Source organism: Vibrio alginolyticus NBRC 15630 = ATCC 17749 (assembly GCF_000354175.2).
GTDB lineage: Bacteria > Pseudomonadota > Gammaproteobacteria > Enterobacterales > Vibrionaceae > Vibrio > Vibrio alginolyticus.
On sequence record NC_022349.1, the window covers coordinates 114,019 to 130,298 of the forward strand.

Genomic DNA, 16,280 nt, shown 5'->3' on the forward strand with positions numbered 1-16,280 from the left:
ATGAGTGAGATGACTCTCAATGCTGCAGAGCAACCAATCGATGAGTTGGTTGGCTGGGTTAAGCAGCACGATTTCTCGTTGAACCTGACCACTGAGCGATTGGCATTTTTGATTGCCATCGCTGTACTAAGTAATGAAAGGTTCGATGAAGAATTGGGTGAAGGTGAATTGCACGACGCATTTGCCATCGTCACTCGACTTTTTGATGAGACCGGCGAAGCTTCGGCTTTCCGTGCGAACAATGCCATCAACGAGATGGTTAAGCAGCGTCTTATGAGCCGTTTTGTCAGTGAGATTACTGACGGAGCGAGCATTTACCGCTTGTCGCCATTAGCGATAGGAATTACCGACTACTACGTGCGTCATCGCGAGTTCTCGAAACTGCGTCTTTCTATCCAGCTATCGATGGTAGCGGATGAAATGGCAAAAGCGATTGAAGCTGCACAAAAGGGTGGCACTCCGGGCCACTGGAAGAAAAACGTTTACGGAATTTTGAAATATTCTGTAGGCGAGATCTTCGATCAAATCGACCTTAACCAACGTGTGATGGATGAGCAGCAACAGTCTGTTAAACAACAGATTGCTGATCTGCTTAACAAAGACTGGCGTGAAGCGATCAACAACTGTGAAGCGCTACTGTCAGAAACGTCGAGCACGTTGCGTGAACTTCAAGATACGCTGCAAGCTGCCAGTGATGAACTGCAAACTCAGATCCTAGATATTCAAGAAATTGTTTACGGTGACCCTGAGCTGGAGTTCATCGAAGAAGCCTTGTTTGGTCTGCAAATGAAGCTGGACCGAATCACAAGCTGGGGCCAGCAAGCGATCGATCTCTGGATTGGTTATGACAGACACGTACACAAGTTTATCCGTACTGCTATTGATATGGATAAGAACCGTGCGTTTAGCTCGCGTCTGCGTCAATCCGTCAAAGATTACTTCGATGCGCCTTGGTATCTGACTTATGCAGATGCGGAAAGGCTTTCTGACCTTCGTGATGAAGCCCTAGTACTGCGTGATGACGAGGTAACGGGTCAAGTTCCGATGGAAGTAGAATACGAAGAGTTTCAACAAGTCAATGATGAGTTGGCAGAGCGAATTGGTGACATGCTAAAAGCGCATAAAGATCAAGGCACACCAATCGACTTGAGCGTGGTACTGCGAGATTACCTTGCACAACACCCATACACTCATCACTTTGATTTAGCTCGCATTGTCGTTGATCAGGCGGTACGTCTGGGTTACTCAGAATCCGACTACCAAGCTGTTCAGCCAGACTGGAAAGCAATCAACGAATTTGGGGCAAAGGTACAAGCGAATGTCATCGACCGATACTAATGAATACATGTCAGAGAATCTGGCAAAAGCAATTTCTAACCCTCTGTTCCCAGCGCTAGACAGCATGCTTCGAGCAGGGCGTCATATCTCAAGTGAAGATCTAGACAACCACGCGTTGTTGTCGGATTTCGAACTTGAGCTTTCTTCTTTCTACCAACGCTACAACACCGAATTGGTGAAAGCGCCAGAAGGTTTCTTCTACCTTCGTCCACGTTCAACATCTCTGATTGGCCGTAGTGTTCTTTCTGAACTGGATATGCTGGTGGGTAAGGTACTGTGTTTCCTTTACCTAAGCCCAGAGCGTCTTGCGCACGAAGGCATCTTCACTAACCAAGAGCTGTACGACGAACTGCTTGCTCTAGCAGATGAAAATAAGCTGATGAAGCTAGTGACGAACCGTGCTACCGGTTCTGACCTTGATAAAGAAAAGCTGTTTGAAAAAGTACGTACGTCACTTCGTCGTCTGCGTCGCCTAGGCATGATCATCAACATCGGTGAGACCGGTAAATTCAGCATCAGTGAAGCGGTATTCCGCTTTGGTGCCGATGTACGTATTGGCGATGATATGCGTGAAGCGCAATTGCGTCTGATCCGTGATGGTGAAGCGGTAGTGCACACCAAAGAGCCAAGCCAAGGCAGCCTATTGTCTGAAGAAGATCAAGACGACCAAGCCCAAGAAGAAACAACAGAAGAGGGTGAAGCATGAGCATGATTGAACGCGGTAAATACCAATCGCTGACCATGGTCAACTGGAACGGCTTCTTTGCCCGTACGTTTGACATCGATGGTCTGGTCACCACGCTATCAGGTGGTAACGGTGCAGGTAAATCAACCACAATGGCGGCGTTCATCACCGCATTGATTCCTGACCAAACGCTGCTGCACTTCCGTAACACGACAGAAGCAGGCAGCAGCCAATCGTCTCGCGACAAAGGTTTGTACGGTAAGCTACAGCCGGGCGCATGTTATGCGGCGCTAGACGTGGTGAACTCACGTAACCAACGCCTATTGTTTGCAGTAAAACTACAGCAAGTTGCGGGTCGTGATAAGAAAGTAGACATCAAACCGTTTGTGATCCAAGGTCTTCCAAGCCATGTGAAACCAACGGATATCTTGGTTGAAAGCGTATCTGCGACTCAAGCTCGTGTACGTCAAATCAACGAAGTAAAAGAATCGATCGCGGAATTTGAAGGCGTTCAGTTCAAAGCGTTCTCTTCTATCGTGGATTACCACGCACAAATGTTTGAATTCGGTGTGATTCCGAAGAAACTGCGTAACTCTGGTGACCGTTCTAAATTCTACCGCCTGATCGAAGCATCGCTTTACGGTGGTATCTCAAGTGCGATTACCCGTTCGCTACGTGACTACCTTCTGCCACAAAACGGCGGCGTGAAGAAAGCGTTCCAAGATATGGAATCGGCGCTGCGTGAAAACCGCATGACGCTAGAAGCGATCAAAACTACGCAAGCAGACCGTGACTTGTTCAAACACTTGATCACAGAGTCGACTAACTACGTGGCAGCGGACTATATGCGCCATGCTAACGAGCGTCGTAAAAAACTAGAACAGACATTGTCTTTGCGTTCAGAGTTATTTGGTTCTCGCGAGACCTTGATTGAGCAAAACAATCTGCTTAATCGCGTTCAAGAAGAGCTGGAACTGCTGATCGAATCAGAATCTTCTTTAGAGCAAGACTACCAAGCGGCTTCTGATCACTTGCAACTGGTGCAAAACGCGCTGCGTCAGCAAGAGAAGATCGAACGCTACCAAGAAGATCTTGAAGAGCTGAGCGAGCGTCTTGAAGAACAAATGATGGTAGTGGAAGAAGCGCAAGAACGCGTGATGATGGCTGAAGAGCAAGCTACCGTTGCAGAAGAAGAGGTGGATAGCCTTAAGACGCAACTTGCTGATTACCAGCAAGCTCTTGACGTTCAGCAAACTCGCGCCCTTCAATATCAACAAGCAGTTCAAGCGCTGGAGAAAGCGAAGCAGCTACTTGGCGATGACAGCCTAACGGCGGAATCGGCTCAAGCGCTTGTCTCTGAGCTTAAGAGCAAAGAATCAGAACACACCAATGCGTTGCTATCGGTTAAGCACAAACTGGACATGTCCTCTGCAGCGGCAGAGCAGTTTGAAACCGCGCTTAAACTGGTACAAAGCATCGTTGGTCAAGTTGAGCGCAAAGACGCGTCTGAACATGCGAAAACTGCAATCGCGAAAGCGCGTGAGTCACAACAAATCGCACAAAACGAACAGCAATGGCGAGCACAACACCGTGATCTCGAACGCAGCCTTAACCAGCAGCGTCAAGCACGTGAACTGGTTGCTGAATACAAAAAGCAATATCACGTTGAACTAACCGATGAGGTTACGTTTGAACAAGAACGTGAACGTCATGCGACGCAAATCGAATCACTAGAGATAGCTCAAGAAGAAGTTCGTGATCAGCGTGGTGAACAGCGCCGTCTAGAGCAAAACGCGGTGGCAGAAATCAGTAAGCTTGAAGCAATAGCACCAGCTTGGATCGCGGCGAACGATGCGCTAGAGAAACTGAGAGAGCAGAGCGGTGAAGAGCTTGAGGATCGCCATGCGGTAATGAACCACATGCAAGTTGTCCTTGAACAAGAAAGGGAGCTGTCTTTAGCTAAAGATAAGCTTGCTGAGCGCCGTAGCCAGCTAGACTCTGAGATTGAGCGTCTTGCTTCTCCTGGTGGTTCAAATGACCCTCGCCTGAAAGGTTTGGCAGATACGCTGGGCGGTGTATTGCTGTCTGAGATCTACGATGACATCACGATTGATGACGCGCCTTATTTCAGTGCGATGTACGGTCCGGCTCGTCACGCTATCGTTGTTTCTGACTTGTCAGGCATCGAAGAGAAACTGGTAGAGCTAGACGACTGTCCAGAAGACTTGTACATCATTGAAGGTGACATCGATGCCTTTGATGACAGCTCGTTCGATGCAGAAGAGTTAGAGGGCGCGGTTTGCGTTCGTATGAACGATCGCCAAATGCGTTACTCTCGCTTGCCTGAGATCCCATTGTTTGGCCGTGCGGCACGTGAGCAGCGTCTAGAGTTGCTGCGTAACGAACGAGAAGAAGTGGTAGAGAAACACGCAAAAGCGGCGTTTGATTCTCAGAAAATGCAGCGCTTGTACCAAGCGTTTAACCTATTTGTGTCTAACCACATTCAGGTTGCTTTTGACGCCGATCCAGAACAAGCACTGGCAACTATTCGTGATAAGCGTAACCAAATTGCTCGCGTGTTGGCGGATCTGGATGTGAAAGAGCAACAACAACGTTCTCAGCTTCAAACCAGCAAGCAAGCGTTGTCTTCTCTGGACAAGCTAGCGTCACACATGGTGCTTGTTGAAGATGAGTCATTGCAAGCGCGTTTTGATGAGCTAGAAGAGAAAATCGCTCAGCTTGCAGAGGCGAAGAACTTCTTAAGCAACCATGCAAAAGCCGTCGCGCAATTAGAGAATATTGCGTCTGCGCTTGATGCTGACCCAGAGCAATTCGACGCGCTAGAAGCAGAATACAAAGCGGCAGACGAACAGCTACAAGATCTTAAGAAGCAAATCTTTGCACTCTCAGATCTCGTTGAGCGTCGCCACTACTTCGCTTACTCAGATTCAGTAGACCTACTGAACAAGAGCAGCGAACTGAGCGAGCAGCTAAAAGCAAAACTGGTTCAAGCTGAACAAATGCGTACACGCTCTCGTGAAGAGTTGAAACAGTCGCAAGGCCAAATGAACCAATACAACCAAGTATTGGCGTCATTGAAGAGTTCACACCAAGCGAAACTGGAAACGGTTCAAGAGTTCAAACAAGAACTTCAAGAGTTTGGCGTGAACGCGGACGAAGGTGCTGAAGAACGTGCAATGCGTCGTCGTGATGAATTGCATGAGCGTCTACACACGTCTCGTAGCCGTAAGAGCGAATACGAGCGCACAATCACCTCTACTGAACTAGAGATGAAAGGCTTGGCGAAACGTCTGAAGAAAGTTCAGAAAGAATACGTTGAGCTACGTACCTTTGTGGTTGCAGCGAAAGCTGGCTGGTGCTCTGTACTTCGTCTGGCGCGCGAGAACGATGTTGAACGTCGTCTACACAAGCGTGAACTGGCTTACATGTCAGCGGATGAACTGCGTTCGATGTCGGATAAATCACTGGGTGCGCTGCGTCTAGCGGTTGCGAACAATGACGACCTGCGTGATGCGCTGCGTCTATCAGAAGACAACGCTCGCCCAGAGCGTAAAGTTCTGTTCTATATTGCTGTATACCAACACCTTCGTGAGCGTATTCGTCAGGATATCATCCGTACTGATGACCCAGTTGAAGCAATCGAAGAGATGGAAGTCGAGCTGGCGCGTCTAACGGAAGAGCTAACGCAACGTGAAAACCGTCTAGCGATCAGCTCTGAGTCGGTAGCGAGCATCATCAAGAAGACGATTCAGCGTGAGCAAAACCGTATTCGTATGCTGAATCAAGGCTTGTCGAACATTTCGTTTGGTCAGGTGAAGGGCGTACGTCTAAACGTGAAGATCCGCGAAAGTCACGAAGTGCTACTGAACGGTCTAGCGACACAACAAGAGCAGCACAAAGACCTGTTTGAATCGACTCGCTTTACTTTCTCCGAAGCAATGGCGAAGCTGTTCCAACGTGTGAACCCACATATCGATATGGGTCAACGTTCTCCTCAGGTTTTGGGTGAAGAGCTACTGGATTACCGTAACTACCTAGAGCTAAGTGTAGAAGTGAACCGTGGTACAGATGGTTGGCTACAGGCTGAGTCTGGCGCGCTATCAACAGGTGAGGCGATCGGTACTGGTCAGTCAATCCTACTGATGGTTGTTCAAAGCTGGGAAGAAGAATCACGCCGCCTGCGCAGTAAAGACATTGTGCCTTGTCGTCTGCTGTTCTTAGATGAAGCAGCGCGTCTGGATGCGAAATCGATCGCGACATTGTTCGAATTGTGTGACCGTCTGGATATGCAGCTTCTTATCGCGGCACCAGAAAACATCAGCCCAGAGAAAGGTACGACCTACAAACTGGTGCGTAAGGTGTTTAAAGACCACGAACACGTACACGTAGTGGGTCTGCGCGGTTTTGGTCAAACGGATAAGCCTAAGACCGAAGCACAAGAGATGATTGAAGAGTTTGAATCGTAAACTTCGAATCTAACAAAACGCCCGCAATGAATGCGGGCGTTTTTGTATCTGTTTACGAGGCAGGCTTCGAAATACATAAGATAAGCCGAGACTGTAGGACGGCAGTCTCGGCTTATTAACGGAACTTAATGAGGAAGCGACGTTTATTCCTCTGGAATATCGTCCCTGACTTCGATCATTTCAGCAAGCTCTTCAAGTGCTTGGACAGAAAGCTCAGACAAGCGTTGTAGGTGTTGGTCTAAGCTCTCTTGTTCTTCAAGCTCTGGTTCATCATTATTTGTTTCTTTTATTAGCATTTCCCAACCTCTCAAGTTGAGTAAGGGGAGCTCTCATCATACTCAAAAGGCAAAGTAGAAAAGAAACGATCTATGTTGATTTTGTTAGCTCGATCATTGATTCAACTTATATATGAGAAGGATGTGTTTAATAAGGAGAGCAAGTGCAAGGTTTTTGGATGCGGGAACAAAAACGCCAGTAATCATGACAATTACTGGCGAGTAATAACGAACATTAGGTCGGAGGGTTAGAACAACGGCTTCACACCGAACTGCTCTGCTGCGTAAGCGACGCGTTCAATCGGTTTTGGATACTCAGCAGGTGTGCCAAGGCTCTCTATGTGTTTCAAACGAGGAAGCAAGCCTGCACCATTAGCGATTTGGATTGCCAGACCAGGGCGAGCGTTAAGCTCTAAAACCATAGGTCCTTCATCTTTATCCAGCACCATATCCGTACCCATGTATCCCAAACCTGTCATTTCCCAGGCACTTGACGCAAGCTCCAGCAAGCGCTCCCAATGCGGTACTTGAAGGGTCGAAAGGTCTTTACCTGTATCAGGGTGATGAGTCACTGGATGATCGAACTGCACCGCTCTGACGGCTTTACCTGTCGCGATGTCAATGCCTACTCCTACGGCACCTTGGTGAAGGTTTGCTTTGCCGTCGGAAGCCGCTGTAGAACAGCGCATCATCGCCATAACTGGATAACCTTTAAATACGATGATCCGAACATCTGGTACGCCTTCATAACTGAAGCCATCAAAACAGTCATCAAACTTGATTAAGTTTTCAACCACAGCAACGTCATTTTTACCACCAAGAGAGAAAAGGCCAGCAAGCGCATTACTAATGTGACGCTCGACCTCATCCCTACCAATTGTAGAGCCGGAGGGTTTGGTATATACCCCGTTTTTGTGAGACGTAACAACCAGAATGCCTTTACCGCCACTACCTTGTGCAGGTTTGATTACAAAACCAGGCCAGTTCTCAACCATTTTGTGGATAGTCTTAACTTCAGCTTGGTTATGAATGACACCGATCAGGGCAGGAACTGTTGCTCCTGCTGCCTGTGCAATAATTTTGGTCTTTAGCTTGTCATCGACAAGTGGGTATTTAGAACGATCATTGTAACGGCCAATATAGCTGTGGTTACGCTTGTTCATCCCCATAATGCCTTTATGGCGAAGCTTAGACGGCGAAGTAAAACTTTCGAACATCGTTTAGTCCTCCGCTAGTGGTTTGAAGCGTCGTAGCTCAGTGAGGCGGTAACCTGTGTAAGTACCTAGTAATAGAATACCGGCCAGAACAATCAACTGTAGACCAATGAAGTTAAAGGTTAAGTGTTGAATGTATGAGTTCGTCATTGCAAGGTAAACTAATACCGCTGTCAGCAATGAACCACCACCTTGCAGAGCAACTTCCTTCGCACCTTCTTCTTCCCATAGGATTGACATACGTTCAATCGTCCAAGACAAGATTATCATAGGGAAGAAGGTAATTGTTAGGCCTTCCGTTAAGCCCATCTTAAACGCAACAACGGTGAACACCGAGATGATCATGATAACGGTAATAATGACCGCAGATATCCTTGCTACCAGCAATAAGTTCAACCTAGACAAATAGCTTCGAATAATCAGGCCTGTACCTACAATTAGCAAGAAACCGACAATACCCGTTAATAGTTGAGTTTGAACAAAAGCAACGGCAATCAACACAGGCATGAAGGTACCGGATGTTTTCAGGCCGATAATCACACGCAAGAACACAACGATCAGAGCACCAATAGGGATGAGCATGATGGTTTTGAACATCGCTTGCTCTTCCAAAGGTAAGCTATGAATTGAAATATTCAGTAATCCATCTGCTTCTATTTTGTTGTTTGTAGCTTGTTGTGGTGTCATTTCTTGCTTAATCATCGAGAAATGCACTTGGCTATTTTTACCACCAACAAGGTCAAGTAAGGATACGTTTGATTCATCCCACACTAACAAGTTGGGTTTCACTGCTTTTTGTTCGGATTTTGGCGAAAACAGTACCCAATCTTTACCTGACCAAACCTGAACCATTGGTTGAATTGTTTGGCGTCGACGACCATCTTCTAGTTCGATAACACCGACGGTTTTGCTTTGTATACCTGCGGTAAGCAAAATATTATGCAGTGCATCAGTACGGCTGAAATCGTTCAGTAGTAGCGACGAGTTTTGGCTATCTGGGTCATTAAGCGCTTTGATAAGCTCACGAGTAAACGTCACATTATCGGCTGAGCGACTCATCGCACGTTCGATAAGGGCATTTGCCGCTGCTGCTTGTGGTGCTGATAGCGTTGGTGGCGTAATGTCTTCCGTTGGCGGTAAAGGAGTGACTTTAGCCTGAGGGTCTACTAAGAACTGGGCTTTGTAGTATATGGTTTGTGGCCCTTGAGCTTGGCGAATTGACCATTCTGCACGACGGCCTGAATCGTCATTGATGTAGGAAACGCCATAACCTGATGAGGAAGCAGATTCACCGATAAGTGTGTAACCACTTTGTGTATGAGGTGCTGCAAGTGACGCTTTTACTTCGTTGCCGTTAGCATTGAACTCAATACGAGCTTCTACATCCCATACCTGGCGAGTTTCGCCTGGCGTCCAAGGCACGCCGTAGTTTTCATGTCTGAAAACACTCAGAGCAATGCCCGCAATCACCAATAAGATGATAGAAAGGTAAAACGGTATTTTTGACGTCATAATCTACCTTATTATTTTTTATCTTCGTCCGTTTGGATATAGGTACGACTTACATCGACAAGTGCTATGTCGCGCATAAATTCTCTACCCAGTAAAATAGGATGGTTCATATGTGAGCGATCTGCCAACGTAAATTGCGCTTTTTCATGAATTTTTCCAACGCGCACCCAAAGTTCTACCACAGCGCGGCGTTCTAACTCTTCACTGGTAACCTGGCGGATTTTGACGTAGCGAATGACAGGAGCTTCGATCCAAGTACTTTTCTCTTCTTCGGATTTACTGGTGTCTGCTAAGTGGAATCGGACCCATTTTTTGCCATTTCTTTCGAACTCTTCAATATCAACGGCATTTAAAGACGACGTCGCGGCACCAGTGTCGATACGTGCATCAAAAGTTTGCTTAATCGACTCTACAGTGACCTTTTCGATAGAGCCAAGGACAATATCGTGAGTTGGGGTTGGTTCCACAGGAGCGGGAGATTGGACAATAATCGGCTCTTTCGGTTTTTTTACTTCTGCCATTGCTTCATCGCGAAATGTAAGAAGTTCAACCTGTAGTTTATCGACTTGTTCTTCAAGGCTGTCGATATAGTCCGATTGGTTGCTGAGCTGTAGCTCTAGGTTGGTAATGCGATTATTGACATTCGCTTCTGAATTTTGAATCGCCGCTAACGTTTCTTGGTGGTACTGTTCGCCTTTGGTTAGTGAGCATCCAGATAGTAAGGCGATGGCAACAATCGGGGTCAATCGTAATAACATTGAAAACCTTGGGATTGGATTAAGTTGTTTATTTTTTAGGAGTTTAGCTTATATCGATAAAGCCTCACAAGTAAGAATGTTTCTCTATTACTTATTGTTTGAGGAATAGTGATGAAAAGCCAAAAATCAAGGACATAAAAGCGCATCCTTATTTAGAGCGTGCTTATATTTTGACGTGAAAAATGGATTCAAAAATCAAACTCGCTCATTACGAGGAAAGAGGGTAATGTCTTAACTCGTAAAATGAGTTAAGACAATGTCAGGAATCTCAGCGAATTATGATTTGCGAGCGACAAGAACCGCGCGGCGAGGGGCAGGGTAGCCTTCTACAGTCTTGCTTGGGTCGTTCGGATCTAAGTAGTCAGGTAGAGAGTTATGCGTCATCCAATCTGTGGTACGTTGTTCATCTACGGATGTGATGTTTTCATCAACGATACGAACATCTTCAAAACCGACCAATTCTAACCACACTTTTAGGGCTTTTGCTGAAGGGAAGAAATAGACATTACGCATTTGCGCGTAACGAGAAGTCGGGACCAGTACTGCATTCTCATCACCTTCAATCACGAGTGTTTCCAATACGAGTTCACCACCAGATACCAATTGATCTTTTAGTTGCACTAAATGATCGAGAGGCGAGCGGCGATGGTAAAGCACGCCCATGCTGAATACCGTATCGAACGCTTCTAACTTAGGTAGTTGTTCAATACCCAATGGCAATAGGTGTGCACGTTGGTCATCGCCCATTAGTTTACGAATTGCTTCGAACTGAATTAGAAACAGGTGAGATGGATCGATACCGACAGTTAAGCGTGCACCTTCGCCTAGCATGCGCCACATGTGGTAGCCGTTACCACAACCTACATCGAGTACGCTGCGATTTTTTAATGGTGAAATATGCGGAAGCACGCGGTCCCATTTCCAATCACTGCGCCACTCAGTATCAATATGGATGCCGTGTACGTTGTATGGGCCTTTGCGCCAAGGATGGAATGTACGAAGTAAGCTTTCTAGCTTTTTAAGTTCCCCTTGAGGCATGGGCTCATTGTTTGAAATCGTGACAGAATCAACAATGTCGATGTTGTCCGGTCTACCCGCTGGGATTTTGTTCAGGGCTTTCAACCAGCGACCAAAGTCACCGTGCTCTGCATTTTGCCAATCCGTTAGCTGTTGTGGAAGCACATTAAGCCAAGGTTGAAGACGAGTGTCTTGGGCAATCAATTGGTAGAAATTTGCAAAGTTAAACATAGTTAGTTAATCGCTGAGTTGATGGGTATAAATTATTAACAAAAGCCGAAATCGGTATAGTTCAGGCTTTGTATGCATGGTCTATTTAATCGCGAACATGGAGCCGAAGTTAAAGCATTGGAACCAAACATCGTAGCTAGAAAAGCCAATTTTAGCGAAACGCTCTTTATGTTCTTTCTTTGAATCTGGGCGCATTACGTTTTCTATCGCGCTGCGCTTTTGGCTGATTTCTAGTTCGCTATAACCATTCGCACGTTTAAAGTCGTGGTGAAGGTCAATTAACAGTTCGTTCGACACTTCATCTTCGAAGACGAATTTCTCAGATAGAATCAAAATGCCGCCCGGACGAAGGCCTGCGTAAATTTTTTCGAGCAAGGAGTAACGATCTTCTGGAGAGAGGAATTGCAAAGTGAAGTTCAACACCACCACTGACGCGTTTTCAATTTCGATATTGCGAATGTCTGCTTCTACTACATCCACAGGAGTGTCACTGCGGTAAGCGTTGACGTGAAGTTTACAACGCTCAACCATCGCAGGAGAGTTGTCCACTGCGATGATTTGGCAGCCTTCTTGTTTGATATGGCGACGCATAGACAATGTTGCAGCACCCAAAGAACAGCCAAGGTCATAGATGTTTGAGTGAGGTTTTACAAAACGCTCTGCCAGCATACCGATTGCAGAAATGATATTGCTGTAACCCGGTACCGATCGTTGAATCATGTCAGGAAATACTTCCGCTACGCGTTCATCGAACGTGAAATCCCCAATTTTATCGATTGGAGCCGAAAAAATAGTATCTGGATTGCTCTTAGGGTTCATAACTAAGTCTCTGCATACAAGCCGCCTGAAAATGTCAGGCACCAAAAAAGGCGCGTATTTTATGGGAATTTCGCGCCTCTGTCATGTGTTGCGTTAGAACATCTGTAACTGCGAGTTGCCATCGTCAGCTGGGAAAGGCGCTAACTCAGGGAGCGTGATACGTTTTTGTATGTCTTTATACAGGTTTGCAGCCAACTCTGGCGCAATTATATTGTCTGCGGTATGGATCATGACATATGGCTGTTTACCTTCGGCAATCCATTGTGGCAACTTGCTGAGCCATGGTTTAAAAAACTCGTAATTTTGCTGTTCTTCTGGATGACCAATAAAGCGAATCAAAGGGTGTGAAGCGGTAGCAATGGCGTGGACAGGGACTCGTGGTTTTTTCATTTGCGCATCAATGATCGCCTCATTGTCGGGCTTAGCGGCAAAGACTGGGCGGCTATCCATAATAATACGGTCAATATTATTCTCTACTAACCATTGGTTAAGTGCTCGCTCTTCTTCGCCTTTGGAGAAAAATGCCATATGACGAACCTCAACACCGAGAGGGAAGTTAGGTGGAAAGCTCGCACAGAACTTTTTCAGTCGATCAAGGTGCTCAGGACCAAATGCGGCTGGTAATTGAATTGTCCATTGGCCCACACGGTCATGCAAAGGCTCCATGACTTTCATGAAGTCTCTCAGTTGTTCGCTGCAACCTCTTAGCATTTGCTCATGAGTGATGGCTTTAGGAAGTTTGAAAGTAAAGCGAAAATCATCGTGGGTTGCGGCTCTCCAGTTTTGCACTGTATTGAGCGTCGGTGTGGCATAAAATGTCGTGTTGCCTTCCACGGTATGAAACACTTGCGCATACCTTTCTAAACGTTCAGCGGGCTTTGTCCCGCTGCCGTAAAAACTTTGTTGCCATTGATTGTGCGACCACATCGTCAATCCAAGTCGAAGAGGTAAGTTATCCATTATTCTTTACTGCTTGCTACTCGTGTGAATACTTTACGAGAGTTTTGCTGAAATAGGTAATTTCACGCTATAATCCTCCCCAATTTTTTCGCTTTGGTGCGCTTTTGAACATTTGTTGTACTAAAAAGCACCAGTGAATGATAAAACACACGTAATTGTATGTTGAGTAGTCGATTTTCGTGGACATTCAGCGTATAACTGAATCTTTACTCTGCTTAGCAATGAGGCTGACAGAGCGTAGTTAACAACATTTGAGAGATTGGGAATTTCATTATGCGTACCCATTACTGTGGTCACCTGAACAAGTCCCTTGCAGGACAAACTGTAGAACTTTGCGGCTGGGTTAACCGTCGTCGTGATTTAGGCGGTCTTATTTTTATTGATATGCGAGATCGCGAAGGTATCGTTCAGGTAGTTGTTGATCCAGATATGGCGGATGCGTATGAAGTGGCGAACACACTTCGTAATGAATTCTGTATCAAACTAACGGGTGAAGTGCGCGTTCGCCCAGAGAGCCAAGCAAACAAAGACATGGCAACAGGTGAAGTTGAGATCCTTGCGAAAGGTCTTGAAATCATCAACCGTTCTGATGTTCTGCCTCTAGACTTCAACCAAAAGAACTCTGAAGAGCAGCGCCTGAAGTACCGTTACCTAGATCTACGTCGTCCAGAAATGAGCGACCGCATCAAGCTACGAGCTAAAGCGTCTAGCTTTGTTCGTCGTTTCCTAGATGACAACGGTTTCCTAGACATCGAAACACCAGTCCTAACAAAAGCGACTCCAGAAGGCGCTCGTGACTACCTAGTACCTAGCCGTGTTCACAAAGGCAGCTTCTACGCGCTTCCTCAGTCTCCACAGCTATTCAAACAGCTTCTAATGATGTCTGGTTTTGACCGTTACTACCAAATCGTTAAGTGTTTCCGTGATGAAGACTTGCGTGCTGACCGTCAACCAGAATTCACTCAGATCGATATCGAAACGTCATTCATGACGGCTGACCAAGTTCGTGCAACGACTGAGAAAATGGTTCGTGAAATGTGGCAAGAGCTACTAAACGTTGACCTAGGTGAATTCCCAGTAATGCCGTTCAGCGAAGCGATTCGTCGTTTCGGTTCTGACAAGCCAGACCTACGTAACCCACTGGAACTAGTAGACGTTGCTGACCTAGTGAAAGATGTTGAGTTCAAAGTATTCTCAGGTCCAGCAAACGACGAAAAAGGCCGCGTTGCCGTTATTCGCGTTCCAGGTGGTGCATCTTTGACTCGTAAGCAAATTGATGGCTACGGTGAATTCGTTGGCATCTACGGTGCGAAAGGTCTAGCTTGGATGAAGGTTAACGACCGTGCAGCGGGCATGGAAGGTATCCAATCTCCAGTCGCTAAGTTCCTAAATGAAGACGTGATCAACGGCATTCTAGATCGTACTCAAGCGGAATCTGGTGACATTATCCTATTTGGCGCTGATAAAGCGGGCATCGTTGCAGAAGCAATGGGTGCGCTACGTTTGAAACTAGGTAAAGACCTAGAGCTAACGGATGAGTCTGCATGGGCTCCACTATGGGTTGTTGACTTCCCAATGTTCGAAGAAGATGACGAAGGCAACCTACACGCGATGCACCACCCATTCACATCGCCTCTAGGTGTGACTGCAGAAGAGCTAAAAGCAAACCCTGTTGCGGCAAATTCTAACGCTTACGATATGGTTCTAAATGGCTACGAAGTGGGCGGCGGCTCTGTTCGTATCCACAACGCAGATATGCAAGAAGCCGTATTTGATATTCTAGGCATCACACCTGAAGAGCAACAGCTTAAGTTCGGCTTCCTGCTTGATGCGCTGAAATTCGGTACGCCTCCACATGCTGGTCTTGCATTTGGTCTAGACCGTCTAGTAATGCTGCTATGTGGTACAGAGAACATCCGTGATGTTATCGCGTTCCCTAAAACAACAGCAGCTGCGTGTCTACTAACAGACGCACCAAGTATTGCGAACCCAGCAGCGCTAGAAGAGCTAGCAATCGCAGTAACTGCAGCGAAAGAAAAAGACGCAGAATAAGCGCACAACATTTGAAGAAAACTCCCGCAACTGCGGGAGTTTTTGTTTAAATAAACCCAAGAAACTTCCAAAGCAATTTCCCAAGCAACGCTTTTAGAACATGTTTTGTTATTAAGCGTCAAAATACATTAAAAGGTGAATTATGGCTGGTCATAGTAAATGGGCGAATATTCGTCACCGTAAAGCAGCGCAAGATGCGAAGCGCGGCAAAATCTTTACTAAATTAATCCGTGAAATCGTTGTTGCGGCAAAAGAGGGGGGCGGTGAGCCAGAAAATAACCCACGTTTGCGAGCAGCAATTGATAAAGCACTGTCTAACAACATGACACGTGACACTGTCAACCGCGCTGTCAGCCGAGGTGCTGGTGGTGAAGGCGACGACAACATGGAAACCGTGATCTATGAAGGTTATGGCCCAGGTGGTACGGCGGTCATGGTCGAATGTATGACGGATAACCGAAATCGTACGGTATCTGGCGTACGCCATGCATTCTCAAAGTCAGGCGGTAATCTGGGGACGGATGGTAGCGTCAACTATCTTTTCGACAAGAAAGGCGTGATTTCATATGGCCCAGGTTTAGATGAGGATGCGGTAATGGAAGTAGCATTAGAAAGTGGTGCTGATGACATTGAAACGGCAGAAGATGGCTCGATTGATGTCTACACGGCCCCAGGCGATTTTGGACTCGTAAAAGATGCTCTTGATGCCGCAGGGTTTGAGGCAGAGAACGCGGAGGTGTCGCTGATCCCATCTACGAAAGCAGATTTGGACGCGGATACTGCGCCAAAACTACTTCGTTTGATTGACGCTTTGGAAGATCTGGACGACGTTCAAGAGGTTTATCACAATGGTGATATCTCTGACGACGTTGCGGCTACGCTAGATTAAACTCAAGGTGTCGGGAGCGGTATTTGCTCCGAAGTTAGCAAGT

12 protein-coding genes are annotated in these 16,280 nt (G+C 46.5%); 5 read left to right on the forward strand and 7 right to left on the reverse strand.

The window, feature by feature from the left end:
• The 3 genes from mukF to mukB are packed head-to-tail and all read left to right on the forward strand — an operon-like array spanning position 1 to position 6,510.
• Positions 1 to 1,338 carry a chromosome partition protein MukF gene (gene mukF, locus N646_RS00485; RefSeq protein ID WP_009707095.1) on the forward strand — a complete coding sequence of 446 codons (1,338 nt, stop codon included), beginning with the start codon at positions 1 to 3 and terminating at the stop codon, positions 1,336 to 1,338.
• Positions 1,319 to 2,044, forward strand: coding sequence for a chromosome partition protein MukE (gene mukE / locus N646_RS00490; RefSeq protein WP_005378379.1), 726 nt, complete (start codon positions 1,319 to 1,321; stop codon positions 2,042 to 2,044). The genes mukF and mukE overlap by 20 nt, the downstream gene beginning before the upstream one ends.
• 2 nt (positions 2,045 to 2,046) lie before the next feature.
• Positions 2,047 to 6,510 carry a chromosome partition protein MukB gene (gene mukB, locus N646_RS00495; RefSeq protein ID WP_031777201.1) on the forward strand — a complete coding sequence of 1,488 codons (4,464 nt, stop codon included), beginning with the start codon at positions 2,047 to 2,049 and terminating at the stop codon, positions 6,508 to 6,510.
• Between the two features lie 143 nt (positions 6,511 to 6,653).
• Here mukB and N646_RS24735 read toward each other — a convergent pair whose 3' ends face one another.
• The 7 genes from N646_RS24735 to N646_RS00525 all read right to left on the reverse strand — a co-directional run bounded on the left by N646_RS24735 (position 6,654) and on the right by N646_RS00525 (position 13,296).
• Complete coding sequence (locus tag N646_RS24735) at positions 6,654 to 6,806, reverse strand: hypothetical protein (RefSeq protein ID WP_005378381.1); 153 nt, start codon at positions 6,804 to 6,806, stop codon at positions 6,654 to 6,656.
• A gap of 227 nt (positions 6,807 to 7,033) precedes the next feature.
• On the reverse strand, positions 7,034 to 8,002 hold the full coding sequence (locus N646_RS00500) for an alpha-L-glutamate ligase-like protein (RefSeq protein WP_005378387.1): 969 nt from the start codon (positions 8,000 to 8,002) through the stop codon (positions 7,034 to 7,036).
• A gap of 3 nt (positions 8,003 to 8,005) precedes the next feature.
• Positions 8,006 to 9,511, reverse strand: a complete 1,506-nt coding sequence (locus N646_RS00505; RefSeq protein ID WP_005378389.1) for an inactive transglutaminase family protein — start codon at positions 9,509 to 9,511, stop codon at positions 8,006 to 8,008.
• Positions 9,512 to 9,522: 11 nt separating this feature from the next.
• Entirely contained in the window at positions 9,523 to 10,269 is a 747-nt protein-coding gene (locus tag N646_RS00510; RefSeq protein ID WP_005378391.1) for an ATP-dependent zinc protease family protein, read from the reverse strand.
• A gap of 276 nt (positions 10,270 to 10,545) precedes the next feature.
• On the reverse strand, positions 10,546 to 11,517 hold the full coding sequence (cmoB, locus tag N646_RS00515; protein ID WP_017820038.1) for a tRNA 5-methoxyuridine(34)/uridine 5-oxyacetic acid(34) synthase CmoB: 972 nt from the start codon (positions 11,515 to 11,517) through the stop codon (positions 10,546 to 10,548).
• Positions 11,518 to 11,598: 81 nt separating this feature from the next.
• Positions 11,599 to 12,336 (reverse strand): carboxy-S-adenosyl-L-methionine synthase CmoA, encoded by a 738-nt coding sequence (gene cmoA / locus N646_RS00520; protein ID WP_017635063.1) that lies wholly within the window; start codon positions 12,334 to 12,336, stop codon positions 11,599 to 11,601.
• A 93-nt stretch (positions 12,337 to 12,429) separates the two neighbouring features.
• A complete protein-coding gene (locus N646_RS00525) occupies positions 12,430 to 13,296 on the reverse strand; it encodes a DUF72 domain-containing protein (RefSeq protein WP_017820039.1) in 867 nt (288 codons plus the stop codon).
• Positions 13,297 to 13,569: 273 nt separating this feature from the next.
• Here N646_RS00525 and aspS point away from each other — a divergent pair, with 273 nt between their 5' ends.
• The gene (gene aspS, locus N646_RS00530) at positions 13,570 to 15,348 is read left to right on the forward strand and encodes an aspartate--tRNA ligase (RefSeq protein ID WP_017820040.1); all 1,779 of its coding nucleotides are present in this window, start codon (positions 13,570 to 13,572) and stop codon (positions 15,346 to 15,348) included.
• Positions 15,349 to 15,490: 142 nt separating this feature from the next.
• Positions 15,491 to 16,237, forward strand: coding sequence for a YebC/PmpR family DNA-binding transcriptional regulator (locus N646_RS00535; protein ID WP_005378402.1), 747 nt, complete (start codon positions 15,491 to 15,493; stop codon positions 16,235 to 16,237).
• Positions 16,238 to 16,280 lie beyond the last annotated feature (43 nt).

Excerpts from the sequence above, each read along its gene's own strand:
- mukF (WP_009707095.1), top strand. The coding sequence starts at position 1 with ATGAGTGAGATGACTCTCAATGCTGCAGAGCAACCAATCGATGAGTTG.
- mukE (WP_005378379.1), top strand. The coding sequence starts at position 1,319 with ATGTCATCGACCGATACTAATGAATACATGTCAGAGAATCTGGCAAAA.
- mukB (WP_031777201.1), top strand. The coding sequence starts at position 2,047 with ATGATTGAACGCGGTAAATACCAATCGCTGACCATGGTCAACTGGAAC.
- N646_RS24735 (WP_005378381.1), bottom strand. The coding sequence starts at position 6,806 with ATGCTAATAAAAGAAACAAATAATGATGAACCAGAGCTTGAAGAACAA.
- N646_RS00500 (WP_005378387.1), bottom strand. The coding sequence starts at position 8,002 with ATGTTCGAAAGTTTTACTTCGCCGTCTAAGCTTCGCCATAAAGGCATT.
- N646_RS00505 (WP_005378389.1), bottom strand. The coding sequence starts at position 9,511 with ATGACGTCAAAAATACCGTTTTACCTTTCTATCATCTTATTGGTGATT.
- N646_RS00510 (WP_005378391.1), bottom strand. The coding sequence starts at position 10,269 with ATGTTATTACGATTGACCCCGATTGTTGCCATCGCCTTACTATCTGGA.
- cmoB (WP_017820038.1), bottom strand. The coding sequence starts at position 11,517 with ATGTTTAACTTTGCAAATTTCTACCAATTGATTGCCCAAGACACTCGT.
- cmoA (WP_017635063.1), bottom strand. The coding sequence starts at position 12,336 with ATGAACCCTAAGAGCAATCCAGATACTATTTTTTCGGCTCCAATCGAT.
- N646_RS00525 (WP_017820039.1), bottom strand. The coding sequence starts at position 13,296 with ATGGATAACTTACCTCTTCGACTTGGATTGACGATGTGGTCGCACAAT.
- aspS (WP_017820040.1), top strand. The coding sequence starts at position 13,570 with ATGCGTACCCATTACTGTGGTCACCTGAACAAGTCCCTTGCAGGACAA.
- N646_RS00535 (WP_005378402.1), top strand. The coding sequence starts at position 15,491 with ATGGCTGGTCATAGTAAATGGGCGAATATTCGTCACCGTAAAGCAGCG.